This window comes from Microcoleus sp. N3A4 (assembly GCF_036701805.1).
Classification (GTDB): Bacteria; Cyanobacteriota; Cyanobacteriia; order Cyanobacteriales; family Microcoleaceae; genus Microcoleus.
On the sequence record NZ_JAUBRJ010000065.1, the window covers coordinates 1 to 24,120 of the forward strand.

Annotated in this window: 29 protein-coding genes; 15 read left to right on the forward strand and 14 right to left on the reverse strand. The window is 45.4% G+C overall.

The window, feature by feature from the left end; all coding sequences use genetic code 11:
• Positions 1–206: 206 nt before the first annotated feature.
• Positions 207–1,127 carry a ribokinase gene (rbsK, locus tag QUA56_RS27990; protein ID WP_333364635.1) on the reverse strand — a complete coding sequence of 307 codons (921 nt, stop codon included), beginning with the start codon at positions 1,125–1,127 and terminating at the stop codon, positions 207–209.
• Between the two features lie 317 nt (positions 1,128–1,444).
• Here rbsK and nblR point away from each other — a divergent pair, with 317 nt between their 5' ends.
• The 5 genes from nblR to QUA56_RS28015 all read left to right on the forward strand — a co-directional run bounded on the left by nblR (position 1,445) and on the right by QUA56_RS28015 (position 3,938).
• Positions 1,445–2,140 (forward strand): response regulator transcription factor NblR, encoded by a 696-nt coding sequence (nblR, locus tag QUA56_RS27995; RefSeq protein ID WP_333364638.1) that lies wholly within the window; start codon positions 1,445–1,447, stop codon positions 2,138–2,140.
• Positions 2,141–2,383: 243 nt separating this feature from the next.
• Entirely contained in the window at positions 2,384–2,899 is a 516-nt protein-coding gene (locus QUA56_RS28000; RefSeq protein WP_333364641.1) for a DUF192 domain-containing protein, read from the forward strand.
• A 233-nt stretch (positions 2,900–3,132) separates the two neighbouring features.
• Entirely contained in the window at positions 3,133–3,261 is a 129-nt protein-coding gene (locus QUA56_RS28005) for a hypothetical protein (protein ID WP_333364643.1), read from the forward strand.
• A gap of 129 nt (positions 3,262–3,390) precedes the next feature.
• Entirely contained in the window at positions 3,391–3,582 is a 192-nt protein-coding gene (locus QUA56_RS28010; protein WP_333364646.1) for a hypothetical protein, read from the forward strand.
• A gap of 140 nt (positions 3,583–3,722) precedes the next feature.
• Positions 3,723–3,938 carry a DUF2949 domain-containing protein gene (locus QUA56_RS28015; protein WP_333364649.1) on the forward strand — a complete coding sequence of 72 codons (216 nt, stop codon included), beginning with the start codon at positions 3,723–3,725 and terminating at the stop codon, positions 3,936–3,938.
• 57 nt (positions 3,939–3,995) lie between these two features.
• On the opposite strand, the gene QUA56_RS28020 is transcribed toward QUA56_RS28015, so the two are convergent.
• Together QUA56_RS28020 and QUA56_RS28025 are read right to left on the reverse strand one after the other, a co-directional pair.
• Positions 3,996–5,153: an alanine--glyoxylate aminotransferase family protein gene (locus QUA56_RS28020; protein WP_333364652.1), complete on the reverse strand. Its 1,158-nt coding sequence runs from the start codon at positions 5,151–5,153 to the stop codon at positions 3,996–3,998.
• Positions 5,154–5,231: 78 nt separating this feature from the next.
• Positions 5,232–5,477, reverse strand: a complete 246-nt coding sequence (locus QUA56_RS28025) for a DUF5340 domain-containing protein (protein WP_333364654.1) — start codon at positions 5,475–5,477, stop codon at positions 5,232–5,234.
• Between QUA56_RS28025 and QUA56_RS28030 the strand changes: the two genes are divergently transcribed.
• Positions 5,476–5,664 (forward strand): hypothetical protein, encoded by a 189-nt coding sequence (locus QUA56_RS28030; protein WP_333364657.1) that lies wholly within the window; start codon positions 5,476–5,478, stop codon positions 5,662–5,664. The genes QUA56_RS28025 and QUA56_RS28030 overlap by 2 nt on opposite strands.
• Positions 5,665–5,829: 165 nt before the next feature.
• Here QUA56_RS28030 and trpC read toward each other — a convergent pair whose 3' ends face one another.
• The 5 genes from trpC to QUA56_RS28055 are packed head-to-tail and all read right to left on the reverse strand — an operon-like array spanning position 5,830 to position 9,324.
• Positions 5,830–6,729 (reverse strand): indole-3-glycerol phosphate synthase TrpC, encoded by a 900-nt coding sequence (gene trpC, locus QUA56_RS28035; protein ID WP_333364751.1) that lies wholly within the window; start codon positions 6,727–6,729, stop codon positions 5,830–5,832.
• 58 nt (positions 6,730–6,787) lie between these two features.
• Entirely contained in the window at positions 6,788–7,192 is a 405-nt protein-coding gene (locus QUA56_RS28040; RefSeq protein WP_333364659.1) for a transcriptional regulator, read from the reverse strand.
• A 39-nt stretch (positions 7,193–7,231) separates the two neighbouring features.
• Complete coding sequence (locus QUA56_RS28045) at positions 7,232–7,552, reverse strand: Txe/YoeB family addiction module toxin (RefSeq protein ID WP_333297201.1); 321 nt, start codon at positions 7,550–7,552, stop codon at positions 7,232–7,234.
• Complete coding sequence (locus QUA56_RS28050; RefSeq protein WP_333364662.1) at positions 7,536–7,832, reverse strand: type II toxin-antitoxin system prevent-host-death family antitoxin; 297 nt, start codon at positions 7,830–7,832, stop codon at positions 7,536–7,538. The genes QUA56_RS28045 and QUA56_RS28050 overlap by 17 nt, the downstream gene beginning before the upstream one ends.
• Positions 7,833–7,860: 28 nt before the next feature.
• Complete coding sequence (locus tag QUA56_RS28055; protein ID WP_333364665.1) at positions 7,861–9,324, reverse strand: NB-ARC domain-containing protein; 1,464 nt, start codon at positions 9,322–9,324, stop codon at positions 7,861–7,863.
• A gap of 674 nt (positions 9,325–9,998) precedes the next feature.
• Between QUA56_RS28055 and QUA56_RS28060 the strand changes: the two genes are divergently transcribed.
• The 6 genes from QUA56_RS28060 to QUA56_RS28085 all read left to right on the forward strand — a co-directional run bounded on the left by QUA56_RS28060 (position 9,999) and on the right by QUA56_RS28085 (position 12,353).
• Positions 9,999–10,400 carry a prepilin-type N-terminal cleavage/methylation domain-containing protein gene (locus QUA56_RS28060; RefSeq protein ID WP_333364668.1) on the forward strand — a complete coding sequence of 134 codons (402 nt, stop codon included), beginning with the start codon at positions 9,999–10,001 and terminating at the stop codon, positions 10,398–10,400.
• 109 nt (positions 10,401–10,509) lie between these two features.
• Positions 10,510–10,755 carry a hypothetical protein gene (locus QUA56_RS28065; RefSeq protein ID WP_333364671.1) on the forward strand — a complete coding sequence of 82 codons (246 nt, stop codon included), beginning with the start codon at positions 10,510–10,512 and terminating at the stop codon, positions 10,753–10,755.
• A 137-nt stretch (positions 10,756–10,892) separates the two neighbouring features.
• A complete protein-coding gene (locus QUA56_RS28070; RefSeq protein WP_333024341.1) occupies positions 10,893–11,234 on the forward strand; it encodes a type II toxin-antitoxin system RelE/ParE family toxin in 342 nt (113 codons plus the stop codon).
• Between the two features lie 22 nt (positions 11,235–11,256).
• Positions 11,257–11,577 carry a helix-turn-helix transcriptional regulator gene (locus QUA56_RS28075; RefSeq protein ID WP_333177721.1) on the forward strand — a complete coding sequence of 107 codons (321 nt, stop codon included), beginning with the start codon at positions 11,257–11,259 and terminating at the stop codon, positions 11,575–11,577.
• A gap of 63 nt (positions 11,578–11,640) precedes the next feature.
• Positions 11,641–11,967 (forward strand): nucleotidyltransferase domain-containing protein, encoded by a 327-nt coding sequence (locus tag QUA56_RS28080; protein WP_333364674.1) that lies wholly within the window; start codon positions 11,641–11,643, stop codon positions 11,965–11,967.
• A complete protein-coding gene (locus QUA56_RS28085) occupies positions 11,964–12,353 on the forward strand; it encodes a HEPN domain-containing protein (protein WP_333364677.1) in 390 nt (129 codons plus the stop codon). The genes QUA56_RS28080 and QUA56_RS28085 overlap by 4 nt, the downstream gene beginning before the upstream one ends.
• 70 nt (positions 12,354–12,423) lie before the next feature.
• Here QUA56_RS28085 and lpdA read toward each other — a convergent pair whose 3' ends face one another.
• Positions 12,424–13,860, reverse strand: coding sequence for a dihydrolipoyl dehydrogenase (lpdA, locus tag QUA56_RS28090; protein WP_333364679.1), 1,437 nt, complete (start codon positions 13,858–13,860; stop codon positions 12,424–12,426).
• 434 nt (positions 13,861–14,294) lie between these two features.
• Between lpdA and QUA56_RS28095 the strand changes: the two genes are divergently transcribed.
• Both QUA56_RS28095 and QUA56_RS28100 read left to right on the forward strand, forming a co-directional pair.
• The gene (locus QUA56_RS28095; protein ID WP_333364682.1) at positions 14,295–14,585 is read left to right on the forward strand and encodes a hypothetical protein; all 291 of its coding nucleotides are present in this window, start codon (positions 14,295–14,297) and stop codon (positions 14,583–14,585) included.
• Between the two features lie 149 nt (positions 14,586–14,734).
• The gene (locus tag QUA56_RS28100) at positions 14,735–14,863 is read left to right on the forward strand and encodes a hypothetical protein (RefSeq protein ID WP_333364685.1); all 129 of its coding nucleotides are present in this window, start codon (positions 14,735–14,737) and stop codon (positions 14,861–14,863) included.
• 433 nt (positions 14,864–15,296) lie between these two features.
• Here QUA56_RS28100 and QUA56_RS28105 read toward each other — a convergent pair whose 3' ends face one another.
• The 5 genes from QUA56_RS28105 to QUA56_RS28125 all read right to left on the reverse strand — a co-directional run bounded on the left by QUA56_RS28105 (position 15,297) and on the right by QUA56_RS28125 (position 22,504).
• Positions 15,297–17,606 (reverse strand): AAA family ATPase, encoded by a 2,310-nt coding sequence (locus tag QUA56_RS28105; protein WP_333364687.1) that lies wholly within the window; start codon positions 17,604–17,606, stop codon positions 15,297–15,299.
• 163 nt (positions 17,607–17,769) lie between these two features.
• Positions 17,770–19,347: a polysaccharide biosynthesis/export family protein gene (locus tag QUA56_RS28110; RefSeq protein ID WP_333364690.1), complete on the reverse strand. Its 1,578-nt coding sequence runs from the start codon at positions 19,345–19,347 to the stop codon at positions 17,770–17,772.
• Between the two features lie 285 nt (positions 19,348–19,632).
• On the reverse strand, positions 19,633–20,334 hold the full coding sequence (locus QUA56_RS28115; protein WP_333364693.1) for a cyanoexosortase B system-associated protein: 702 nt from the start codon (positions 20,332–20,334) through the stop codon (positions 19,633–19,635).
• An 8-nt stretch (positions 20,335–20,342) separates the two neighbouring features.
• Positions 20,343–21,218, reverse strand: coding sequence for a cyanoexosortase B (crtB, locus tag QUA56_RS28120; protein ID WP_333364754.1), 876 nt, complete (start codon positions 21,216–21,218; stop codon positions 20,343–20,345).
• A gap of 146 nt (positions 21,219–21,364) precedes the next feature.
• Positions 21,365–22,504, reverse strand: coding sequence for a DegT/DnrJ/EryC1/StrS family aminotransferase (locus tag QUA56_RS28125; RefSeq protein ID WP_333364697.1), 1,140 nt, complete (start codon positions 22,502–22,504; stop codon positions 21,365–21,367).
• Positions 22,505–22,693: 189 nt separating this feature from the next.
• On the opposite strand from QUA56_RS28125, the gene QUA56_RS28130 reads away from it, so the two are divergent.
• Positions 22,694–23,731, forward strand: coding sequence for an NADP(H)-dependent aldo-keto reductase (locus tag QUA56_RS28130; protein WP_333364699.1), 1,038 nt, complete (start codon positions 22,694–22,696; stop codon positions 23,729–23,731).
• The last annotated feature ends 389 nt before the right edge of the window (positions 23,732–24,120 follow it).

Here is a 24,120-nt window from a genome sequence, read left to right on the forward strand (position 1 = left end):
GCGATTTGTAGAATACGCGAGCGGGGACGCTCGCACTATAATAAAAAAAATGCTTTTTGCAAAACTGAGATGCTCCCATTAAATTACTAATTCATTATCTAAAATTTGGAGATGTTCCAATTCCCCATCAAAATCCAAGAAATCATTTTCGGCTCCCCTCTCGTACTTTGGCCCGTATCATACCCTAATTCAGCAATTCCATAAATTCAAGTTAAATTATGCAAAAATTTATCAAAAGTTGCCCGATCGCACATAGCAACTTGAGCACCCACTTTAGTTGTGCACAGAGCGCCCGCTGCTGCGCCCCACGGCACCGCCTCTGACAAGGACAGACCGGCATCTAATGCCGAGGCCAACCCGCCGTTAAAAGCGTCGCCAGCGGCCACAGTGTCGATCGCCTGCACAGCAAAAGCCGGTACAAAAAAGGTTTCATCCGCCGTAACAGCAACAGCCCCGCGATCGCCCAATTTGACAATAACATTCTTGACGCCGCGCTCCTGCAACAGTTTGGCAGCTACAATCGCTGTTTCGGTGTCATTCACCCGAAAACCGACTAACTGACTGGCTTCCACTTCATTCGGCGTGATAATGTCAATTAGCGGATAAAGTTCGATCGGCAAATCTGCCATAGCCGGTGCTGGATCGAGAATAACTCGCACCCCCGCTTGACGAGCAGCTTTCGCAGCTTTTTGGACAACTTCCAGGGGAATTTCTAACTGTAACAGCAAGGATGTAGCTGCTGTTAACAGTTTTTTGAGACGTTCTATATCTGCTTCGCCGACATTGTGATTCGCGCCCGGAATCACAATAATATTATTTTGACCTGTCTCGTCTACGGCGATAATTGCCACTCCTGAATGAGTGTTTTGGTCTATTAATACATTGTCTGTATTTACACCATAAGATTGTAAATTTGTCAATAATTCTTCAGCAAATTTATCGTTGCCGACGCGGCCGATGATGTGGGTGGAAGTGCCGAGACGGGCGGCGGCGACGGCTTGATTTGCTCCTTTGCCACCACCGGCCGTGAAAAAATTGCTACCGATGATTGTTTCCCCTGGCTGCGGCAACCGGGGAGTTTTTGCTGCTATGTCGATGTTGATACTGCCGAATACGATGATGGTCATAATTTAAATCGGGAATTGGGAATTGGGAATTGGGCATGGGGCATGGGGCATGGGGCCTTATAGAATTGGGAATTGGTAATGGGTAGCAACTCGCAAATAACCCATAACGAATAGACATCTCACATAATTATCGTGGAACAGGCATCCTGCCTGTTCAAAATCTGCTTTTTAGGAGAAGTCTAATAACAACAAATAACAACAGTCAACAGCCAACAAAAAACAGCTAACAGCCAACAGTCAACAGCCAACAACCAACAGTTAACAACCAACGGCCATCAAACGTGCTAAAACAGTTATGGTCTCCACCGGTCAATTCAATGGCTGCAATTACTCTCGATCGCAATCCCTGTGTCCTGCTAGTTGAAACAGACGAAGTTCTCGCCGGACACTTGAGTCTCGACTTAAAATCCTCCGGTTACGAACCGGTAGTGGCTTCTAATACCGCCACCGGGCAACATTTAGCTCATGAATTGCAGCCAGCTTTGATTGTAATCGATCGGATACTTGGCCCTGAGTCGGGGCTGTCACTGTGTTCTTACCTAAGAAGTATTGGGAATCGGGTGCCGGTGCTGCTATTGGTCGGTCGTGATACAGTTGACGATCGCGTAGCTTGTCTGGAAGCCGGGGCGGACGATTATTTTCTCAAACCTTACCGCACTGACGAGTTTTTGCAGTTGGTGCGCTTGTATTTGCAGCCGGATAATAGCAGCAGCGAACAATTGAGGTTTGGCGATTTAGTTTTGGATTTGGCCTCTAGGCGGGCGCTGCGGAATGGACGGGCGATCGACCTGACGATGAAGGAATTTGAACTGCTAAAGTATTTGATGGAACATCCCCGCGAGGTTTTGACTAGGGAACAAATTCTCGAAAATGTTTGGGGTTACGACTTTTTGGGCGAGTCGAATGTGATTGAGGTTTACATCCGCTATCTGCGCCTCAAGATTGAAGATGAGGGCGAAAAGCGCTTGATTCAGACGGTGCGCGGTGTTGGCTATGTGATGCGGGAAGCTTGAAGCAGTCATTAGTCATTAGTCAGTTGGCAGTTGGCAGTTGTCAGTTGGCAGTTGTCAGTTGGTAGTTGTCAGTTGGTAGTTGTCAGTTGTCAGTTGTCAGTTGTCATCACTCAACGCAGTCAACAGTCAACAGTTAACAGTTAACAGTTAACAGTTAACAGTCAACAGTCAACAGTTAACAGTCAACAGTCAACAGTCAACAGTCAACAGTCAACAATCTCAAATCTCAAATCTAAAATCTTTATGAATTATTTAACTAATTTGCTCGGTATTGGAGTAAGTATATTTTTGCTGGGATGTTCGCCGGCTTTACCTGTCGCGAATGCTGGTGCTACTGGTATTTTGGCGTCGCAGTCTCCGACGGCGACAACATCGGGTCAAGTGCTGCCTGTTTCTGCTAGAGCTCGGATAGCCGATCGCCAGATCGAACTCGAAGTCGCAAAAACACCGGAACAACAGGCTACAGGTTTAATGTACAGAACTTCTTTGCCGGATGACAGAGGAATGCTGTTTGAGTTTAAACCGGCGCGGTGGGTCAATTTTTGGATGAAAAATTGCCAGATTTCTCTGGATATGATTTTTCTGCGGGATGGGGTGGTTGAGGCGATCGAAGTTTCTGCACCTCCTTGTACTGCCGATCCTTGTCCTACCTACGGGCCCGATACTCCAGTCGATCGAGTTATTGAACTCCGGGGCGGGCGGGCTGCTGAACTCGGTGTCAAAGTTGGCGATCGTATTGAAATCGAGTTTTTCGACTAAAACCTATACGCAGAAACGATCCTCCAGTTTCCTTTTTCCTTCTTCCTTTCGATCGGGGTGCCTTCTGCCTTCAGAAGACTCGATAAAATTTAGAAACTTTACAAAAATTGATAACATCTGTTAAAATTTTAATAACGAATCAGCACAAACACCAAAAGATTTGCTACGATGTCTATCTCAGTCTGTCTGGACTTGAGCTTGTTTGCGGAAGCTGTAAATTGTTAGTCGCAGGTATGAGACGAGTCAGCGACTCGTTACCAATCCTGAGAGACGATGCTCAGCCTCAAGAGGTAGCAGCACGAAAAGAAAAGAAATTCTCTGGAACTTCTGGCGATCGAGCTAAATCTACTAAACCTATCTAAAGTAATATGCTACGAGCCAAGTTAATTGGCGTTAATTGGCAAAGTTAACTTCTGGTAGCAGTTTGGGGCTCGATCGAAATATCTAACTAATTTTGCGGAAGTAGATTTGCGGATTCTGCATTTTGGCAGATGAAGTTAAACTCTGAACCTGGTTTAGTAGTTTTAGGTAGCAGAATAAATTCTGATTCGCGCTGCAAAGATGCCGAGGTATTCAATTTAGGTTCGATCGCGATCGCAAAGTCGATCGAGCCGACAGCCGCAAAAGTGCAAAACCTTTCGCTTTTTGGGAAAGGTTGGCTTTACAGTCGCACTCAGCATTAAGTTTTGCATTTTCAACAACCGCTAATACTGTTTTAACAGCTATCGACGGTGGCAAGACAGATTTAAAACTGGCTTATTCCCAATCAAAAACATCAGGTTCACATCATAAAATGGTGTCCTATACTTAGAGGTGAAATCACATGGCACCCGCTACATACAGTCGATTAATTCGATTTTTACAAGAAGATTTGGCAATTTCTCCAGCGTCAATTGCTGTCGCCGAACGTGTCGGCGGTGACAAACAGCGGCAGCGCGATAAAGACCCGAATTCCTTGCCGATGGTTCTGTGGCAGTACGGTTTAGTCACTCTAGAACAGTTGGATAAAATCTTTGATTGGTTATCCCAAGCATATTAAAAGGATTTTAGATTTTAGAGAAAGTCCAAAATTTCAAATCCTTTTAATATGCTTGAATTAGGATTCAGCCAAAAGTTTCGCAGCAGCGGCAACGCCGGCACCAGGAGTGTAGCCTTCATGACCCAATTCTCGCAACACCACTTCTAAAGAGGAAATTGCTGCTAGAATATCGCGATCGCACACAAAGCCCAAATGGCCGATTCGGAAGATTTTACCTTTCAAATGGTCTTGTCCGTCGGCGAGAGCAATGTCAAATCTCTTTTTCATCAACGTCCGTACTTTTTGAGCATCTACGGATTCTGGCGGCATAACCGAAGTAATCGCAGGACTCGCGGCATCATCAGCCGCAAACAACGGCAAACCTAAAGCTTTTACAGCAGCGCGAGTAGTTGTCATCAACCGTTTGTGCCGCGCGAAAACATTTTCCAACCCTTCGGCTTTCATCATCTGCAATGTTACTTGCAGTCCAAAAAACATATTGACCGGCGGAGTAAAAGGAGTGGTATTTTTGGCAGCGTCTTTGCTATATTTGCCCAAATCCAAATAATAGCGGGGCAGTTTCGCAGTTTTGTAAGCTTCCCAAGCTTTCGGACTGACGGCCACAAAACCCAAACCTGGAGGAATCATGTAAGCTTTCTGAGAACCCGAAGCAATGACATCGATTCCCCAAGCGTCCATCGGAATATTGACAGCCCCTAAGCTAGTGACAGCATCGACCATAATTAAAGCTTCACCGTGGGCTTTAACGTGGCGGTTGATGGTTTCGAGGTCGTTGAGGACGCCGGTGGAGGTTTCCGAGTGAGTGATGATGACAGCTTTGATTTGCTTCTCTGTATCTGCTTCGAGTTTTTCGCGGAAGTTTTCCGGGTCTAAAGGTTGGCCCCATTCGGCTTTAATAATTTCGGCGTTTAAACCGTAAGCTTCGGCGACTTCGGCCCAACGTTCGCCAAATTTGCCGTTGCATCCGACTAAAACTCGATCGCCCGCACTCAAGAAATTAATTATCCCAGCTTCCATCGCGCCGGTACCGGAAACGGTTAAACTCAGCACGTCACTTTTAGTTTGGTGCAGCCATTTCAAATTTTCGGTACATTCTGCAAAAATCCCGTCAAATTCCTTGCTGCGGTGGCCCATCGGGTGTTTTGCCATCGCTAACAAGGCCGCTTCAGGCACCGGCGTCGGGCCCGGAATCATCAGCATTAATTTGTTGTCCATGATATTGTCCTAACTTTTTCGGTGGGAGTTATATAGAATAAATCAAATACGATACGTCACGTCGCTACTCTAAGTTTTTTAATTTTTAACTCCCTTGTGGTTAATTTCATTTAGAGACCAGCGGTGTTCTACCGCTAAGTTCGATCGCTCGCAGCTTTGTTCTAATTGCTTTTGAATGGCAAGGGCTTTGCGGAGTGTAATAATAAGTTGGTGAACTTGTTGCTGCTGCTGCGATTGTGGACTGACAGCAAACATCGTTTTGCGTTCTAACAATTGAAGTAGCAATTCATAATGAATGTACGAAGGAAGGGGGATTGGCTCCATGAAAGCTAACATACCTCAGCGAACCGACACCCCATTGCAATTGCATGAGGCATCACAGGTGAACATTAGATGCCCGATTTTTTATTTTTTTTCTAACCGTACAGCAACCCCTGCTTTGCCGATCGAATATTCGGGGCTGGGTGCGTTGGACGCGCTAAATTTGGCGATCGACAGGCTTACAGAATAGATTTAATTGCTTTTTGGCAAAATATTTCTATGCAATATAGCTTTGAGTGCTATTTTTTTTTTACAGTTAAGCGCCTGAGTCGATGCAGGCTAGAAATTCTCATTATTTACCTACTTAATCATTTTTTATCAGAATTAAGGGTGGTTTGTCAAGCCGTCTCGCCTTTCAGGGGCTGGAAGGGCGATCGGCCAGCGAGGCTAAAGCTGCACCCGGATCGGGCTGTTTGACTAAAGATTCGCCGATGAGGACGGCTTGGACTCCGGCGCTGGCAACTTGAGTTAGGTCGTCGGGAGTGTGGATTCCTGACTCGCTGACGGTGAGGATGCCTTTTGCTTGGATTTCGGTTTGGCGCGAGGCTAATAGTTGACCGGTGGTTTCTAGGCTGACGGAAAAATCTGCTAGGTTGCGGTTGTTGATGCCGATCAGGTTGACGCCTTCTAGAGTTAATACTCGATCGAGTTCTTCGAGAGTGTGAACTTCTATTAAAGCTGTCATGCCCAAAGTCTTGACAATTTTTACAAAATATTGTAAGTCTTTGTCAGATAGAATGGCGGCGATTAAAAGTACGGCATCGGCACCGTGAATGCGGGCGAGATAAATTTGGTAGGGATAGATAATAAACTCTTTGCAAAGCAGGGGTAAATCGACGGCGGCACGGATTTTAGCGAGGTTTTCAAAGCTGCCTTGAAAAAACTTTTCATCGGTGAGTACGGAGATGCAGCTAGCGCCGTTTTCTTGGTAAGCTAGGGCGATCGCCACGGGATCGAAATCTTCGCGAATTACTCCTTTGCTGGGGGAAGCTTTTTTAACTTCGGCGATGATAGCGGGTGTGGTTTTGCCGTTTTTAAGGGCGGCAAGAAAGTCGCGAGTAGGCGGTGCGAAGGGGAGTTTTTTGTGAAGTTCGGATAACGGGGTGCGATCGCGCTTTTGGGCCACTTCAGCTTCTTTTTGCCAGACAATTTCTTCGAGGATGTGCCGGGGTTCGGCGTCGGGTACGGCGATTTGGTAGCTGAGGTAGAGTACGGAGACGGACGTGCTGGGGGGACGACGGCGGATTTGAAGCATGATAGGAGGATAAAGGGCGATCGTAACAAGTTTCAACGTATTATATAATGGTTTACGATTAATCAAACAGAAACAAACCCGGATTTACATGAAAAAATTTTTCCAAAGCCTCAGCTTGTTTTTTGCTAATTTCTAGCTGACCGTTAACGATTTCAGTTACCGTCTCAACTGTGCCAATAATTTCTACTAAATCTGCTAGTTCTAAACTTCTAGCATCCATCAAATGAAGAAGTCTGGAGTGGGGAGTTGAAGCATTTAGTTGATAGTGAGTTTCTTCATAATCCTCAATTAGTTTGACTAAAAGTTCTAACATAGTATCTTCTTCGGGAGTTAGATTTTTCCGAGAAAGCAAGTTTTCAACTATTTCTAAAAAAGTCTCGTTTTCCTCTTCATTTTTGATAATTCGAGGTTGATATTGAGATAGCAGGCTGCTGTACCTGTCGGAGTCAAAAGTAAGCATCATTATTCCCGATAATTCACTGTAGGGAAACGGCATTTCGGGCTAGTCTTCGTAATGATAACGAGCTTGGAGAAAATCAATTCTATTCTCGCTCACTAAGTAAACTATTCTATGTTCTTGAGTAAGCCTTCGCGACCACGTACCCGCATCCAAATATTTTAGGGGTTCTGGTTTGCCGATACCTGTGAACGGATCGCGCACGATCGCCTCTACCAATTTTAAAAGTCGGAGGGCAACTTTGCGGTCAACGTCCACCCAATAGGTAAGGTCTTCTAGGAATTTAGGGTTAAAAACTGCATCGCGAACAGGGGTTTTCTCCGGTTCTGCGGTTTCTTGCGGTGGTTGTTTACGCTTCTTCGACAAGTCCCGACTCCTGGCGCAATTCGCTGACAGTCTGAGGTTTGACTGTTCTGGCTTTTGCCTGTTTCAGGGCACTTAACAAGCGATCGGCGTTTTTGGGGGATCGCAGCAGGTATACTGTCTCCAATAAGCTTGCCAATTCGTCAGCGGCAATTAAGGCGACGTTTTCGCCGTTTTTGCGAGTGATGATGATGGCATCGCGATCGCTGATGACTTGTTCGCACAGTTCATCAAGATTGGCCAGAGCTTCAGTATAGGTTACTTGGGTTTGTGTGAGTGACATGGTTTTTGGCTTCCCAATACTAAGGATATTATAAGGGTGATAGGGCTTCTTTTTCTATGTTTGGGCGGGAATAGTTAGTTTTGACATACTCTTTTAGTACCGGATCGAGGGTGAAAAATGTGCGATCGCCCTCCGGGATTTTTTCAATTAATGAACGCCGTCCCAAGGATTGCATCACTTTCAAAAAGTGCGATCGAGATAATTGCAGATTCTCTGGCAGTTTTGAGATGGAAACGGGTGCGGTTTCACTCGCTAGCCATGACATCACTTGTTTTTCTGACTCGGATAAGCGATTAAATGGCTGATGCAGTAAAGATTCTAGATCGCCTAAAAATAGTGGCTCGTCCGACAAAAATTCCGATAGGGTGCCGTCAAATAAATCTTGAATCATTGTAGCCACTATTTTCAACCACAAGGGATTGCCTCTGTATTGTTCAATTAGTTCTGACCATTTTTCATGTTCAGCTAAACCTTTTTCTCTAAGGATTTCCCCCGCTTCACCACCTAAACCATTCAGTTGTAACGATCGCACTGGTTGGTTTTTGCCTTCTAATGCGGCGATTTCTCTGGGTTTTTCCGAACTGAGCAACACTAAGCAACTGTTGTGAGATAATTCTGCTACCTGTCTGAATAGTGTGCCGTAATCTTCATATCCAGGTTGGTAAATACCAGCGAGTTGTCCGCTGCTATTTACCATTTGTACGTCATCGAGTATCAGCAGACAGCGGTATTTTTGCAAGTAGTTCAGTAGGGGCAAACCCCCCGTGGTTGCCCCATTCTCTGGGACAACCACGCCGTCGGCATTTGGGGCGGGCACGGGGGCGCCGCCCCTACAGAAGAATTGAATTATATTTGTTTGAAGTATTGACAGGGGTGGAGATGTGGCGAGACTTCGCCAGATGATGAAATCAAATTCATGTTTGATTTGTTCTACTAGGTGTACGGCGAGTGCGGTTTTGCCAATGCCGACTATGCCTAGTATGGCGAGTAGGCGGGTGTTTTCGTGGAGAATCCACTGTTTGAGGGTGGTGAGAGAGGTGGTGCGATCGTAGAAAGTGAAGATTTTGGGTGCGTCGCTTAAGTCTATATGGGGTTGTTTGGGGGTTTGTTGGGTGTCTTGGAGAGAAGTAGGCGATCGATTATTCATAACTTCTGAGTCATGTATATTACTATTGCAAAAATTAACATTACTAACATTTATAAATTCTTTGGTAAAGTGGGATGAATTAATAGATAAATAAGACTTTTGTAAAATACGTCGAAAATTAGATTTATTAACTTCTATATCTAAAGCATTGGAAATAATTTGCCATAATTCCGAGGCGACATTTCTGACATGGCCTTCGGTACAATGTTCGTCTTCGGCAATCTCGCTATATTTTTGACCATCCAAGGTTCCTTTCAAAATGCTCTCTTGCAGGCGATCTATATGCTTACCAGTCTCGGAAAAAAATAGACTATCTGTAAACTGCAATATATCTTTTAAGTCCATTGCTTTGATTTGTCAAGGATTTATATCATGTTATCACAAATATCTGACATTGGATGACATTAGCAACAGTAGATGACATTTGCTGATATTTGGGCTGACTAAATTAGTTACTTATTCTGACATATTGTAATTGGCATTTCTAAAATTTTAGTTGAATAATATTAATATAAAGTGTTCAAAGCTTAGTTGTTTAAATAGGAGAACATAATTGATGGTAAAACCAGCACAATTTAGCAAAATAGCGATGGCTGCCTTAGTTGGTAGTGTAGTTCTGTTTTCTCACACTCAACCAGCCGATGCTGCTTGGTTTAGAAAAGACACTGATCTGGGTCGCCTTTCGACAGGAGACAATTGTAATTATTGGAAAGCGCAAGGAAAACAATGTTTGCCCTCACCTCCTAATGATAGGAACAAGCTCTGTCAATGGAAACATCCTGGTGTCAGCAATGTATGGGGCCAATCTGTTTGGTTTAGCTTTGACACCAAATGTTACAGTTGGCGATGGTTTTGGCAGTAATTTTACAGTTATCTTGTCGCGGTTCACATTCTTATGGTTGTTAGTCGATCGGGATAAACACCAATATCTATAAGGCAGAAAAAGTTCCTACTACGAACATGGGCTTCCAGTAGGAACTCTTTGTGCCTAGTTAATTTTACTGTTTAATTAAGGTAAAATGGAATATATTTTAAGGAGTTTTTATCGGCTTGATCGCAAGCAAAACTCAGGTTTTACTCTAGTAGAGTTGTTAGTCGTTATCATAATCATAGGTATTCTCGCTACTATATCTATGGGGGCAATGTTGAAATTTATAAATAAAGCTAAACAAGTAGAGGGCATTACTTACGTTAATACTTGTCAGAAAAAACAACTAGCTTACTATGCTGAAAATACTCAGTTTACCGACTCCCTAGAACTACTGGGATTGCCAAAGGAAACCAACAATTACATTTTCAAAGTAGATATATTTCCTCCCACCAAGCCTGAAGACGGTAATCAAACATTGGCTTGTTGTATGGCTGGGCAAAAGGGAGGTAGTAAAGAAACGGTGTTTATGTGTGCATCATCTGGTGGCTAAAGTGCTTGTCATATAGGAGCGATCGCCCTTCTATTATTGAAGTGCGATCGCTATTTTTTTGAGTATCACTAATTCTGTTTCTCCAACACCATAGGGAATTTTTACCGCTTTGACAACCATTCATAAGACAAACTATAGTCAGGCTGAGTTAATCGGCAGATCGATCGGCACGAAGATCATCAACAACCATTCCACTTCTAACTGGATTAAACTTAAATTTTTACTCAAAGCCGATTTATCTGCTGGCGAAAACAACCTGGTTAGCGATGATGGCGATGATGAAATTGGCGAACTGACTATAATTTTATATCCCAATCTCAAAGTTATTGATGAAAACCGATCTATCGACCTATAATCTCCTTTTTTTGTTGCTAAAATTCAGCCAAATTTGCAACATTTTGATTGAAGTACGATCGACCTTCTCTTTATAAGGCAAGCTGTATTGCCAATATGTCTGATTTGACATACGATCTAAAAAAAACCAAAATATAGATGGTAGATTCGGAAAGCAAACCCCTTGTCTGGCTTAGTGGGGAAGTAAAAACACCGCCATTTTCTACTGATGCGCGTATTCAAGCCGGATTTCTGCTGCGAAAGCTACAGGATGGCGAAAGCCTATCCATGCCATTCTCTCGCCCTATGCCAAGCATCGGAGCTCATTGTCACGAAATCCGTCTAGCCGATTCACAGACAAGCAAGGATTGGCGCATCATTTATCGAATTGATGTAGATGCTATTATTATAGTGGATGTATTTAACAAAACCACGAACAAAACACCGGATTCTATAATTGAAAAATGTAAAAAGCGCTTGAAGCAATACGACGAAATTTAAAGTTAAATCTAGAAGGTATTTTATGGACATAGCTAAACGCCAACGCTTAGAAGCGGCAGGATGGACTATCGGGACAGTAGAGGAATTTCTCGGACTTTCATCAGAAGAAATTGCTTTCATAGAAATGAAACTTGCACTGAGTAAAGCCATCAAACAAAACCGGATTAGCCAACAGATGACTCAGCATGAGCTTGCCCAGAAAATTAAGTCTAGCCAGTCAAGAGTTGCTAAAATGGAAGCTGGCGATCCTTCCGCTTCCCTGGATCTCCTGATTCGCACCTTGCTTATCTTCGGTGCTACACGCCAAGACATTGCTGAGGTAATTCTTAACAGTGGTTCCTGACAAATATCTCATCTTAAGTGAATTAGTCAAAGTCCGATCGCCCTCCAATCATTTTTAACAGATATGAGCATTAACGATAAGCTTAAAAACATACTGATGCAATTACGATCGCACTTCGAGCAACTCTACGGCGATCGCCTCACCCAAATAGTGCTCTACGGTTCCCAAGCCAGAGGCGATGCACATCCAGACTCAGATATAGATGTTTTAGTAGTTCTGAAAGCGCCAGTTCAAGCGGGCGAAGAAATTGATAGAACTCTTCAGATTGTAGCAGATTTGTCGCTGCAAAATGATGAAGTGATTAGCTGCCAGTTTATGAATGAAGAAAAATTCACTAATTATCAAAGTCCTTTGCTCAGAAATATCCGTAAAGAGGGAATTTTAATATGACATCCGCTCAATTAAACTTACTCGCAAAAGCTCGTCAAAGCCTTTCAGCGGCTAAGTTAATGTTAGATGGCGAATACCCAGATTATGCAGCCTCTCGCGCCTACTACACTATGTTTTATATTGCCGAAGCATTTTTAGAAGGGGAAGGGTTATCTTTTTCTAAACATTCCGCAGTCATTAGCGCCTTTGGCCGAGAATTTGCTCGTACAGGAAGAGTTCCTGTTAAGTTTCACCAATACCTCATCAGAGCTCAAGAATTGCGAAATGCTGGAGATTACGGCGAACTTGATGCCGTTACGAGCGATCAAGCCGCAGAATCGATCGCCCAAGCTGAAGAATTTATCGAATTAGCTGAAAATGCGATCGGCACTCTACCACCGCCCTAAAACAGTATACCGAAATCCCCGACTTATTCAACAAGTCGGGGATATAAAACAAGAAAACAGCCCCTACAGATTAATGACTACCCGCTCCAGCCGCCCGTTTGAAAGCCTCATCCAGCACTTCAGAAAGCGTCGGGTGAGTGTGAACTCGGAATGCTAAATTGTTAACAGAATCGCGCTGGGCGATCGCATTTGCCGCTTCCTGAATCAAATCCGAAGCGTGCAAACCGAAAATGTGAACTCCCAACAATTCTCCAGTATCCTTCCGGTAAATCACCTTAGCCATACCGTCGGTTTCACCCTCCGCAATAGCTTTAGAATTTCCCTTAAAATAACTCTTGACAGAAGCTACCTCAAACCCTTCAGTTTTTCCTAACTCTTTTGCCGCAGGTTCAGTCATTCCCACATAGCTAATTTCCGGGTGAGTAAACGCCGCCGCCGGGATACTTAAATAGTCAACTTCGCGCGTGCGCCCGCAAATATTTTCCACCGCAGCAATTCCCTGGGCAGACGCAGAATGCGCTAACATCATCTTGCCATTAACATCCCCGATCGCCCACAAATTCTGCACCGGTTCTCCCGCCGCCAAAACCTGCATCATATCGTTAACTGGGATATAACCGCGCATCGTTTCCACGCCAACAGTTTCTAATCCCAAATTCTTGCTTACCGGAACCCGGCCAGTTGCTACCAAACAAGCGTCAACTTCCAAAACTTCGACAACTTCCTTAGTTTTGAAATCAGCTAATTCAATAATTACCGGCGAACCAGGAATAATTTTCTTAGCCAACAACCCAACTTTTGTTTCAATATCGCGGGGTGCAATTAACACTCGTTCTGCCAACTTAGCAATATCCGGGTCAAAAGTCGGCATCAACTGATCTAGAGCTTCAATCATCGTAATTTCGCAGCCCAGGGCCGTGTAAATATCCGAAAACTCCAAACCGATATAACCGCTGCCAATAATTGCGATCCACTTCGGCAGCGATTCCAACCTGACAGCATCGTCGCTGGTAAATACAGTTTTGCCGTCAATTTCTATCCCGGGGGGGACGAAAGGAATCGAACCGGGAGCGAGAATAATATCCTTGGCAGTAATAGTTTTCTCGCCTTTATCCGTTTCGACGGTAATTTTTTGAGAACCGGCGATTTTTCCCCAACCTTGGATGATATCGACGTTCAAACGTTTGAGGCTGTTGGTTAAGTCGCCGCGAAGTTTGCTAACAATAGTGTTAGCGTGATTGGCGATCGCCCCGCGATCGAAATCCACACTTCCCAACTGAATTCCCAAAGTCTTCAGGTGGTGGGCATTCCGCAAATCTCGCACCCGCCCGGAAGCCGCCAACAGCGCCTTAGAGGGAATGCAGCCGCGGTTGACGCAAGTCCCCCCCATGTCGCCCGCTTCGATAATTGCCACTTTCAGCCCGCAGCTAACCGCGTGTATGGCCGCGCCGTGTCCGCCCACGCCAGCGCCGATAATTGCTAAATCGTAATCAAATCCCTGAGTCACCTTAAAATCTCCTAATGCCTTTGAAATCTTAGGACTCAAGCAAAAAACACCGTCTGTCCGTCCTTTCGAGCTGGCGCGTTGCCATCGCAACCCTCGAACAGCGGTAATAGTTGCATAAGTCCTGTCTCCTTATTCTCGACTAGACTAGGGTTAATTAGACAACGAAAGAGCAGTAACTGAGATTTTTTCAGGGTCGATGATTTTGAGCTGGGTCTACACAAAGTCTCAAATCACTCAGTAGGCGGGTGTACAGTTAAATACAGTTTGAAGGCTGACAATGCCCGCTGCAGGTTTGATATTGGGGCAGCAACTTGGGCCGCAGGCATTCCCACCGCCCGGTTAAATTCTGTCCCCCTGCTTGTTTTAGTCGGTTTTCATGTCTAATATCTGCACGCGCCGGGGCGGACAGAGTTTGTTGGCAACTTTTGGACTCTATGGAGTGGCTTATGACGGATGACGACGACCAAAAAGATTTACGCCGGGCCTCGGCTCAATCATTTTTTGAGTCCCTTGATGAATTGTTTGATTCTATAGAATCGAACAGCACTCAAGCGGCCGGGCCTCAGTCTCCACCGCCTCCGGCTAAGTCTGCGAGTCAGTCTTCGAGTCCGCCGAAGAAGGCTAGACCTGCGAAAATTAATTTGTCGGATTTTGAAGATGCGATCGCCGATTTGGAACAGTTTATCCAGAGCAAACACCAGAAACGCCCGGAATCCAATCAATAGTGCGATGACACATTTTCAAGTAATGACTGTTAACTGTTGACTGTTGACGGTTGACTGTTAACTGTTAACTGTTGACAAGCGAAAAATTTTACACCTAATTTCCAGCTCCCAGATTCATCTGTGGAGTCAATTCTCAAGGGAGCATCTCAATGAAAGCAGCCAAGCTAGAAATTGGAGTTTTGAGGCCCGAGGCTGCGAGGCCCGAGGCTGCGAGGAAAGAGGAAGAAGGAAGGAGCCAGAAGAAGTGTTTTTACAAATATGAGATGCTCCCATTCTAAAATCTAAAATCTAAAATCGACTGGCTGTTGACTGTTGAACTCGCCCAAAAACGGATACTTGCTTGAAGACCGGAGTTGCCCAGAGCCCAAAATTTTAGACCAAAGTTCAGCCTCCCAGATTCATCTGTGGAGTCAATTTTTAAATCTAAAATCTAAAATCTAAAATCTAAAATCTAAAATCGACTGACTGTTGAACTCGCCCAAAAACGGATACTTGCTTGAAGACCGGAGTTGCCCAGAGCCCAAAATTTTAGACCAAAGTTCAGCCTCCCAGATTCATCTGTGGAGTCAATTTTTAAATCTAAAATCTAAAATCTAAAATCTAAAATCGACTGACTGTTAGCGGTGGTTTCGGCTGAAGCTGCTTAGGTTGCACCATACAATATATTCACATTTCGTTGAGGATTGCTCTAAAAGAATCAAGCCACATAAATTAGCTCAATTTACTATTAATAGCCTTATTTTTAGGCTTTGACTGCTGCGGTAATTGCCTCGATCGCACTTCAATAGCCCGATCGCCGATCGCACTCAAAGGCAACTCCAATTCATCAATATCAATATCGTTGCGGAACTTCACCGCAATATCAGCACCGTTAATAATCGCTCCCAACAGCCGCGGCCCGGATTTATGCGACTCCTCCTCGTCCGATTCCAGCAACTGATCGGCAGCTTCAGACAACATACTAGAGAGAGTGTAACCAGGCCGCGCCACCAAAATCATACCGTCCGTGTACGGTTCCAGCGTCAGCGCGTCGTTGCACTCGCTCAAGGCCGGAGAATCCACAACTACAAAATCAAAGCGGTTGCGAACATCGTCGAACAATCTCCGCATTTCGCTCGATTCAAGTACAGCAGAGGCCTGCCGCAAAAAGCCCGGACTCGGCACGACGTATAGGTTCTCTACCTCGGGAACCAAAAAGACGCACTCGCTAATATTGCCGTAATAGTGCAAAGGTTCCACCGCAGCCAGAGGATCTGCAGCGATTTTCAAAGATTCAACGTTAGAAGCCGATCGCAAATCTGCTTCAATTAACAAAGTCCGCTTGCCCGATCGAGCCGACGCAATTGCCAAATTGTAAGCGCTAAAACTTTTCCCCTCCAAACCGGCCGCCGAAGTCAGCAGCACCACCTTCACCGGTTTGTCCCCAATCCGCCGCAAATTAGTGCGTAACCGCTCGTAAAATTCCAAATAAGGAGAATTTGCCTCCAAGGCCAGAGGCATTTCATCGCCGTAGGAATCAAACACCGTCACTTCAGGCAAAACTGCCAGTATCGGCACCTCTTTTTCCACCAAAGCCGCCCGCACTTCTTCCCAACTGTAAAACTTGCCGTTGAGCATCCCCAACAAAAATATTAACCCGCCGCCCAGCAGCAATCCCACAAATCCGCCCACCGCCAGCATCACCGGCAAACCTCTCTTGTTTGACTCAACGTCATCAGTTTTGGGAAGTTGGGCGATTGTCAAACTCCCGGTTGTCTCAGCTACCGCCGCCTCAGCATCTACCAAAGCCGACTGCATCTTATCGTAGAGAGATTTTTTCAGCCCCACTTGCTGGGCCAACCGCGCTTGTTCTAACTGCTTGTTGGGGATTGTCGCGTGTTCCCGGCGTAATAGCTGTTCAGTTTTCTCGACTCCTTTGAGTTGCTGTTGCGCCGTATCCCGCTGCGTTTGCAAAGCAATCAAACTTTGAGCTAACTGCTGTCTGGCCGGGTCTAAAGAAGAGTCTACCCGAATTCGATCGGCACTTCTGAGCGGAGCCGCCACCCCGTTACCGCCGAGCACCTCAGACTGTCGCTGCTGCAACTGCTGCTCAAAAACAAGTTTTTGTTTGAGCAATTCTACAATTTTTGGGTGTTCCTCCTGCAAGTCGCTGCGGAGAATTTTGAGCTGAGATTCGAGCGAAAACAATTGCACTCGCAGTTGGGCAATAATTGGATCGGCAGAGAGTGCTTGAGCGACGTAAGCTTGCTCCACATTCAATCCCAAGCGATCCTGCAAGCTTTTCATTTGAGCTTCAATTCCTCCCAACTGCACGCGGAGTTGCCGCTGCTGCTGTTGGTTGCTGGTAATCGCTTGCGGCAGTACACCGCTCTGAGCTGCTAAAATTGAAGTTCCTTCTCGTTTTTCGTAGGCTTCAAGTTTTGCTTCCGTCTCTCTGAGTTCCTGAGTTACTTTCGGCAAGCGCTGGTTAATTTGGGCGATCGTTTCTCGCAGTCTAGAAGTATTAATAGTTTGGCTGCGAGCCACCATTTCATTCATCAGCGCCTCTACTACCGCTTCTGCTTTTTTGCGATCGGTATTTTTGTACAATACTTGAATCAAAGCGCTGGGGTCATTATTCTTAGTTGGCATCTTGATCTGCACGTTGTCTGCCAGCTTTTTAGTCAAAACTTGTACTTTTTTTGCCGCTTCTTCTTTGTTTAATTTTGCCGCTTCTTCTTTGTTTAATTTTGCCGCTTCTTCTTTTATGAGTTTTTCTGCTGCTGCTTTAACCACCCTTGTATCCAGCAGCATATCTTTAGTTATTTCTTGTCCTTCCTGTTGAATTTTAGTAGTAGTCGATGAAAAAATCACGCTCGGTCGGCGGTATGCCAGCGTACCTGCTGCAACGTAAACTGGCGCCGCAGTTGGCTGCACGGCCACTACTCCCGACACGCCCACAGTCACCGCGAGAGTAGCCAGTCCCACCCACTTGTATTGGTCGAAAGCAATTAAATAACGTTTAACAACGGATAAAGTCATGATGATTTTAGATTTTAGATTTTAGATTTTAGATTGTTAACGATAACTAATGATTGTTGACAAATGATACCCATTCCTCAAAAAACTGCAACTGTAGGTAAGTTGTAAACGCATATCGCATAAGTCATTTCCCATCTAAAATCTAAAATCTAAAATGGTATGACTACCTACCATTAGGCGACGGTCCGAACAGATTTGTTACCCCATTTCTCAACTGCTCAAAGAACAGAATAAATCCCAAACTATCCCGGAATGGTCGAGTAAAAGTATTGATTACATAACCAATGCGCTCTACCAAATTCCTACCAATCACAATCACATCATTATCTTCGAGCATCGGGTTCTGAGAAACATTGCCCTCCAACGCAGCTTTAGCATCTATCGAACGGTTGATTGCTCTACCTTGCTTTTCGTCGAACCGAATCAGGGCTATTTTCCGCAAGTCAGCAAGATTAACAGGCAAGTTGTTGATAGCATCCAAAAACCTGCTGCCATTTTCAACGTAGAACGAGGTCAAACCACCACTAGCGTAACTCAAAACTCGAACGTAGATCCTGGGTTTAATCAGAGTAGACCGCGCCACCAGAGCTTTGTCGTAGTCTAGGTTTTTGGTACTAGCGTCCAATTCCGGGATGACAATCACATCTCCCGATGCCAAAGCAAAATCGAACAAATCGTTAGCGTTTGCTAGGGGAGTGTAGAGGTCGATTGGTTCCTCCACCGACGAGCCGCCCACTAGGGTACGCCGCACTCGCACCGCCCGCAAATCGGCTTTTCCCGTGACTCCCCCCGCAATCGCCAAAGCAGCCGAAACTCGACCAGAACCGGCCGGAAGCGTGTAAAAACCCGGTTTGCTGACTTCTCCGGTGACAGTGATTTGGACGGGGACAGCGGCAGCAGCGAGGCTGTACCTTGATGCTAAATCTTGATCCGATTTGCGATCGGGCGTAACTTGTTTATACGGTACGACGATCGCATCTCCATCTTCCAAACGCAAATCCGGCGGAGCAATACCAGTTTGCAGCGGTGTCAAAATATCAACAACTTGCTCCGCGACAGCACCTCCCGGCAGAGTCCGCCGCACCCGCAGCGCCCGCAGTTCCGCCGTAGGAGTAGTCCCAGCAGCAGCCGCCAGAGCCGCCGGAATCTGGGGGGTTTGCAGCGGATAAAAACCCGGTCTCGCCACTTCCCCCGTCACCGTCACCACTACAGGGCGCTGAACCAGCAAAGCAGCCGAGACTTGAGGATTTTTGATAAATTGGGCAAAGCGCTCGCGGAGGCGCTGCTGTGCTTCTTCGACAGTAAGACCGCGCACATTTACTGTTCCGATCAGCGGCAGTACAATTATCCCTTCAGGGCTGAGTGCACCTGTAAAACCCAGCTCTGGGAAGCGCTGAACTTGAACAGCAATCTGGTCTCCCGGGCCCAGGCGGTAAAGCCGATTCCGAAAAGCTGGGTTAATTTCCCGGTTAGGCTGTGCTGGCGGCGGTGGCGGTACGCGCAGCGGCGGTGGCGGCACGAGCCGCTCGTCTCGTGGAACAACAGATTGAGCTAAAGCCGTTTCCGAAAAAATTTTGCTATTAAAACCCCAGAATACAGCAGCAAAAGATACAGTCCAAGCCGTTGAATACAGGCCTGCCAAGGAAAAAGCGACGCGATTTTTAATTGTGAATTTTTCCGGCATTTTGAGAGGATTTAAAAAAGTAATATTTTGAATAATTTGCTGATTTTTAAGTTTCATATCCGCAAGTATCAACTGATTTTTTCTACTCTTGATACCAAATCCTAGCATTTGAGATTTTAGATAAATAAATTGGGAATGAGTGATGACATAAGGGTTGAGACATGGCTTATAGTTGCATTGTTTTTTTTTACTGGTATCAGTTGAATTTTCCGCCTTGATTTTTCTAGCCATCGCGGGCGGGCTTTGTTAATTAATCGTCCAAGATAGGGGTTTTAATCGTCTGATTTGGTATAATAAATCCCCTGAAACCTTCAAATCTACCCGCTAAAAACTTTACTAAACTCAGAAAGTTTCTGCTATTAATTTAGCCTGGACAATTTCGCCTAGAGATTCGAGCAAGGGTTGAGCTATCTTAATGTCCTCTTGCGGTTGAATGGGAACGATGATACTGACAGCAACCCAAGAGGCGCGGCGGTTCGACAGTCTAGCAATGCTGTCTTCCCAAAACCAGCGGCTGGTTGCTGGAGAACCCCCGTTAGGCCAAGCGTACCACTGCACGACAGCAAAAGTTTGTTGGGCAGTCCAGCTTCGGAAAAACCGGGTCTCGACGGTAGGCGGCGGCTTGTCGGGTATTGGCGCTAATTTAACTGTAAACCTCAAAATGCGATGAGAATCTGTTTGCCACCGATGAAATCCATCGATATCGAGCCATTCTACCTGGGGCTGGTTTTTGGGGTCATTTTGAGGCAACAGCAATAAAATAGCAATTGTTCGATCGTTTTTAATTTCTTCAACTAACCATCTGTGACCGCCAATTTGGACGTTATTCTGGACGCGGATCACCTCCCAGCCGGGAAGTGTCATCCCGTTTTGGCGCAAACTTTTCAATTGCTTGAGGTTGGCAACGGTTGGCGGGTTTGTCCAAGGCCACCTTCCCGTCGCGTAGCCCGGAATTGCTACTGTCCCAACCAGTACCAGCAAAAACACCAGTACCACAATTTTAGATAATTGGTACCGCCGCAGTAGTTTGCGTGCTGAAATCATTTGTTTCACTAATTTACAGACTGGCTTGGAAAATACTTTTCCATCCCGTTGAGGAGAAGTACCAATAAGCCTAGTATACAAGCAGAATACAAGTCTCCGCCCCATCCGGCGTGCAGCCAATTAAAAAGCGTCTCTCTTTCAGTTCCGTGAAAGTAAGTTAGCAAAGTGTTGCGGAAAATGTTGGAAGTGATGCTAATAATGGATGTACTTGCTAAAAACAAAATGCTTCTTTTGTGAGAACTCCAAACTCCTGTCCAATCCAGCAGAATTAAGCTGACATAAAGACTGGTAAACAGCATCTTCAAGCCTGCACAGTGGGGTGCAACTTCTACAATTCGATCGTTTACGTACAGATAAATTTGTTCCACTCTCACGTTGAGACCAACCTTAATTAATATCAAGCCTGATGTTTCAGCAATGAAGTGCTGCAACGGCAAGGCGTAGGGTTCTATGAGGTAAGGAATGTGGTTTGGCGAGGCCAGAAATACGAATAAAAGCGGCATCGCCTGCAATTTTAAGCCGGGAATTCCTTTTAAAGATAAGCAAATGCTGGCCAACATTACTGGCAGGGATAAATTTACAAAATCGCTCAAGCGACTCAGATAAAAAAGCGTTGCTAGTACCAGCAAAAAGCCTCCCAAAGGATGCGGGGAGTTGGGCAAGCGGCGCCAGGACTTTCGGTTCATCCAAGCAATATAAGCCGCGTAGGGCAAACCAATAAGTCCGTGGCTGAAATATTCGTGTTCGATGCTGATGCTTTTGTTGAACCAGCCGTCGTACCAGTGTACTAGCAGGGGGGCATACAGCAGCACTAGGAGTACCGTGATACCTTCCCCCAGGAGGTGTCGCTTGAGAACAATGCGAATTCTGCGCTGGATGTGCATGGTTTGAGAAGTTTTGAGATTGCCGCGCTGGATTCGCAACGCTTTGCGGTTTTCAACTGTGAGTCAAAGATTTGTTAATTCCCCACAAAAATGCTTTTAGAACCGCACCTTACTGCTTGAAACACCTGCAGCATAACTTTTATGAATTAGCAATTCAATGATAGTTCGATCGCCCGAACCACCTGCTCGATCTGAGTATTGCTCAATCCGGGATACATTGGCAATGATAAAATCTGTTCGCACAGGGTTTCTGCGCGGGGAAAGTCGCCCCGATTGCCTAAGTTTTGGTAGGCGGGTTGCAGGTGACAAGGTACGGGATAGTGTATGCCTGTTTGAATGCCGTTGTGGGCGAGTTTTTGCTGAAGGGTGTTGCGGTCGATCGAGCTTTTCTCAGTAATTTGGATAACATAGAGGTGATAAATGTGACCGCTGCTGCTGTGGTTGGCGATCGGTACAATGCCTTTGTGTTTCAGGGGTGCTAGTAGAGTATTGTAGTATTGGGCGGCGTCGGTGCGATCGCGATTCCATTTTTCTAAGTAAGGCAATTTAACATTGAGCACGGCGGCTTGCAAATTGTCGAGGCGGCTGTTGGTGCCAATTTCTGTGTGTAAATATTTGCTGGGTGCTCCGTAATTGCGGAGAGTTCGCATTTTTTCTGCGAGCTCTGCATCGTTAGTAATTAACATCCCGCCGTCGCCAAAAGCACCGAGGTTTTTGCTGGGATAAAAGCTGAATGCTGCTGCTTTCCCAATGGAACCCGCGCGGTATCCTTCTCTTTCGGCTAAGTGCGCTTGGGCGGCATCTTCAAATACGATTAAATCGTGGCGCTTAGCAAAATCTAAAAGTTGCCGGGGCGACACCATTTGACCGTACAAATGTACGGGAATAATTGCTTTAGTTTTTGAAGTAATCGCTGTTTCGGCTGCTGTGAGGTCAATTAGGGCGGTTTCCGGGTCGCAATCTACAAGAATAGGTACTACTTTAGCTTGGAGGACGGCGATTATGGTGGCGATAAAAGTGTTGGCGGGTATGAGAATTTCGTCGCCCGGATTAATGCCGCAAGCTTGGAGTCCCAGAGCGATCGCATCTGTTCCACAAGCCACTCCTACGCCGTATTTTACTCCAGAAGCTGCTGCAAATGCTGTTTCAAATTCGGCGAGTGCTTGACCTAAAATAAATTCTCCTTCCTGGATTATTTGTCCAATTGCTTCTGCTATTTGGGATTGGATTGGTTGGTGTTGCAGGGAGAGGTTGACAAATGGAACTTTTGGCGGGCGACTACTCATACATCAGAGGAATACGAATTATTTATATTAACATTTAAGTGCGGATATCTTTTAATTTTTTTAAAACCGCAGAGGGCGCAGAGGAAAAGAGGAAGAGAGGAGAAAGCCGATCGCACTTTTCTGGAGCTGTCAATTAAATCAAACTTTTTCGGTAATATAGAATCAGATAATTTTCCAGCAATCAAACTCATGGAATACAAAAAACTAGGCGACAGCGACTTATCAGTATCTGAAATTTGTTTGGGTACGATGACTTACGGCCAGCAGAACACCGTTGCAGAAGCGGCTCAACAGCTCGATTTTGCGATCGATAGAGGCATCAACTTTATCGATACGGCAGAAATGTATCCCGTCCCTGGAAAACCCGAAACTCAGGGTAAAACAGAGGAATATATCGGCGAATGGTTGGCGAAGCAGCAGCGGGATAAAGTCATTCTAGCTACTAAAGTGGCGGGGCGAAGCACTCGATTAAAGTGGATTCGGGAAGGGAAAAATCAGATCGATCGCCCAAATGTCGAAAAAGCCCTGAATGACAGCCTGAAGCGCTTGCAAACTGACTACATCGACCTGTATCAGATCCACTGGCCCGATCGCTACGTGCCGCTATTTGGCGCGCCGGATTACGACATCGCCCAAGAGCACGAAACTGTACCGATTTTGGAACAGTTAGAGGTATTTGCTGACTTAATTAAAGCCGGAAAAATCCGCTATTTGGGTTTGAGCAACGAGACGCCTTGGGGAGTTTGCGAGTTCTGCACCTTAGCTGAAAAACACGGATTGCCAAAAGTTGTTTCGATTCAGAATGCTTTCAGTTTGAGCAATCGGACATTTCACCTAAATTTAGCAGAAACTTGCCGTTTTAAGAATGTGGGATTGATGGCTTACAGTCCTTTGGCTTTTGGAATTTTAACGGGTAAATACTTGGATGGAATCCCGGAAAATTCGCGGCTGGCTTTATTTGCGGGATTCGGTCAGCGTTACGATAAAACTAATCTGAATGATGCGGTGAAAGCGTATATTGAGATTGCTGCGAAATACAATTTGACTCCTGCTAAGATGGCTTTGGCGTATGTGCGATCGCGCTGGTTTGTCACGAGTACAATTATCGGTGCAACCAGCCTCGAACAGTTGGAGGAAAATATCGGTAGTTTGGAGGTGAATTTGGATAAGGATATCTTAGCGGAAATCGATGCGGTGCACGCTAAGTATCCGAATCCGACACCGTAAGATATCTCGGCGGTTGAAATCGCTTCTTGTCACACAAAGTCCGCCTGGGCGGACTCAGAGATAGAGGGGAAATTTAAGCAACCGCAAACGATATCAGGGCCTGAGCCGGAGAAACCATCTGCCACGGGCTTTAGTCTACAGTTAAGGGGTAAAGTCAAGATTTGTTCAAATTCCCCTGAGACGATCTTGACTTACCTCAGAGCGGTATGTTAGAAAAGATTAAATAAATCTCACTCAACACTTTAGACCAGATTCATCAAGTGCATCGCTGCTTTGAGGACTTGAAAAGTTAAGTGGCTGTATTAGCATAGCCTGCATTTGGGAATCATGCTAATTTTCCGATAAAAGTTAGCTAAATTGCTGTTGCAAGTTGTACGATCGCTCTTATT

What these genes read in the sequence shown, in the direction of transcription:
- rbsK (WP_333364635.1), bottom strand. Translation starts at nt 1,127, where the DNA reads ATGACCATCATCGTATTCGGCAGTATCAACATCGACATAGCAGCAAAA.
- nblR (WP_333364638.1), top strand. Translation starts at nt 1,445, where the DNA reads ATGGCTGCAATTACTCTCGATCGCAATCCCTGTGTCCTGCTAGTTGAA.
- QUA56_RS28000 (WP_333364641.1), top strand. Translation starts at nt 2,384, where the DNA reads ATGAATTATTTAACTAATTTGCTCGGTATTGGAGTAAGTATATTTTTG.
- QUA56_RS28005 (WP_333364643.1), top strand. Translation starts at nt 3,133, where the DNA reads ATGAGACGAGTCAGCGACTCGTTACCAATCCTGAGAGACGATGCTCAG.
- QUA56_RS28010 (WP_333364646.1), top strand. Translation starts at nt 3,391, where the DNA reads ATGAAGTTAAACTCTGAACCTGGTTTAGTAGTTTTAGGTAGCAGAATA.
- QUA56_RS28015 (WP_333364649.1), top strand. Translation starts at nt 3,723, where the DNA reads ATGGCACCCGCTACATACAGTCGATTAATTCGATTTTTACAAGAAGAT.
- QUA56_RS28020 (WP_333364652.1), bottom strand. Translation starts at nt 5,153, where the DNA reads ATGGACAACAAATTAATGCTGATGATTCCGGGCCCGACGCCGGTGCCT.
- QUA56_RS28030 (WP_333364657.1), top strand. Translation starts at nt 5,476, where the DNA reads ATGAAAGCTAACATACCTCAGCGAACCGACACCCCATTGCAATTGCAT.
- QUA56_RS28025 (WP_333364654.1), bottom strand. Translation starts at nt 5,477, where the DNA reads ATGGAGCCAATCCCCCTTCCTTCGTACATTCATTATGAATTGCTACTT.
- trpC (WP_333364751.1), bottom strand. Translation starts at nt 6,729, where the DNA reads ATGCTTCAAATCCGCCGTCGTCCCCCCAGCACGTCCGTCTCCGTACTC.
- QUA56_RS28040 (WP_333364659.1), bottom strand. Translation starts at nt 7,192, where the DNA reads ATGATGCTTACTTTTGACTCCGACAGGTACAGCAGCCTGCTATCTCAA.
- QUA56_RS28050 (WP_333364662.1), bottom strand. Translation starts at nt 7,832, where the DNA reads ATGTCACTCACACAAACCCAAGTAACCTATACTGAAGCTCTGGCCAAT.
- QUA56_RS28055 (WP_333364665.1), bottom strand. Translation starts at nt 9,324, where the DNA reads ATGGACTTAAAAGATATATTGCAGTTTACAGATAGTCTATTTTTTTCC.
- QUA56_RS28060 (WP_333364668.1), top strand. Translation starts at nt 9,999, where the DNA reads ATGGAATATATTTTAAGGAGTTTTTATCGGCTTGATCGCAAGCAAAAC.
- QUA56_RS28070 (WP_333024341.1), top strand. Translation starts at nt 10,893, where the DNA reads ATGGTAGATTCGGAAAGCAAACCCCTTGTCTGGCTTAGTGGGGAAGTA.
- QUA56_RS28075 (WP_333177721.1), top strand. Translation starts at nt 11,257, where the DNA reads ATGGACATAGCTAAACGCCAACGCTTAGAAGCGGCAGGATGGACTATC.
- QUA56_RS28080 (WP_333364674.1), top strand. Translation starts at nt 11,641, where the DNA reads ATGAGCATTAACGATAAGCTTAAAAACATACTGATGCAATTACGATCG.
- QUA56_RS28085 (WP_333364677.1), top strand. Translation starts at nt 11,964, where the DNA reads ATGACATCCGCTCAATTAAACTTACTCGCAAAAGCTCGTCAAAGCCTT.
- QUA56_RS28095 (WP_333364682.1), top strand. Translation starts at nt 14,295, where the DNA reads ATGGAGTGGCTTATGACGGATGACGACGACCAAAAAGATTTACGCCGG.
- QUA56_RS28100 (WP_333364685.1), top strand. Translation starts at nt 14,735, where the DNA reads ATGAAAGCAGCCAAGCTAGAAATTGGAGTTTTGAGGCCCGAGGCTGCG.
- QUA56_RS28105 (WP_333364687.1), bottom strand. Translation starts at nt 17,606, where the DNA reads ATGACTTTATCCGTTGTTAAACGTTATTTAATTGCTTTCGACCAATAC.
- QUA56_RS28110 (WP_333364690.1), bottom strand. Translation starts at nt 19,347, where the DNA reads ATGAAACTTAAAAATCAGCAAATTATTCAAAATATTACTTTTTTAAAT.
- QUA56_RS28115 (WP_333364693.1), bottom strand. Translation starts at nt 20,334, where the DNA reads ATGATTTCAGCACGCAAACTACTGCGGCGGTACCAATTATCTAAAATT.
- crtB (WP_333364754.1), bottom strand. Translation starts at nt 21,218, where the DNA reads ATGCACATCCAGCGCAGAATTCGCATTGTTCTCAAGCGACACCTCCTG.
- QUA56_RS28125 (WP_333364697.1), bottom strand. Translation starts at nt 22,504, where the DNA reads ATGAGTAGTCGCCCGCCAAAAGTTCCATTTGTCAACCTCTCCCTGCAA.
- QUA56_RS28130 (WP_333364699.1), top strand. Translation starts at nt 22,694, where the DNA reads ATGGAATACAAAAAACTAGGCGACAGCGACTTATCAGTATCTGAAATT.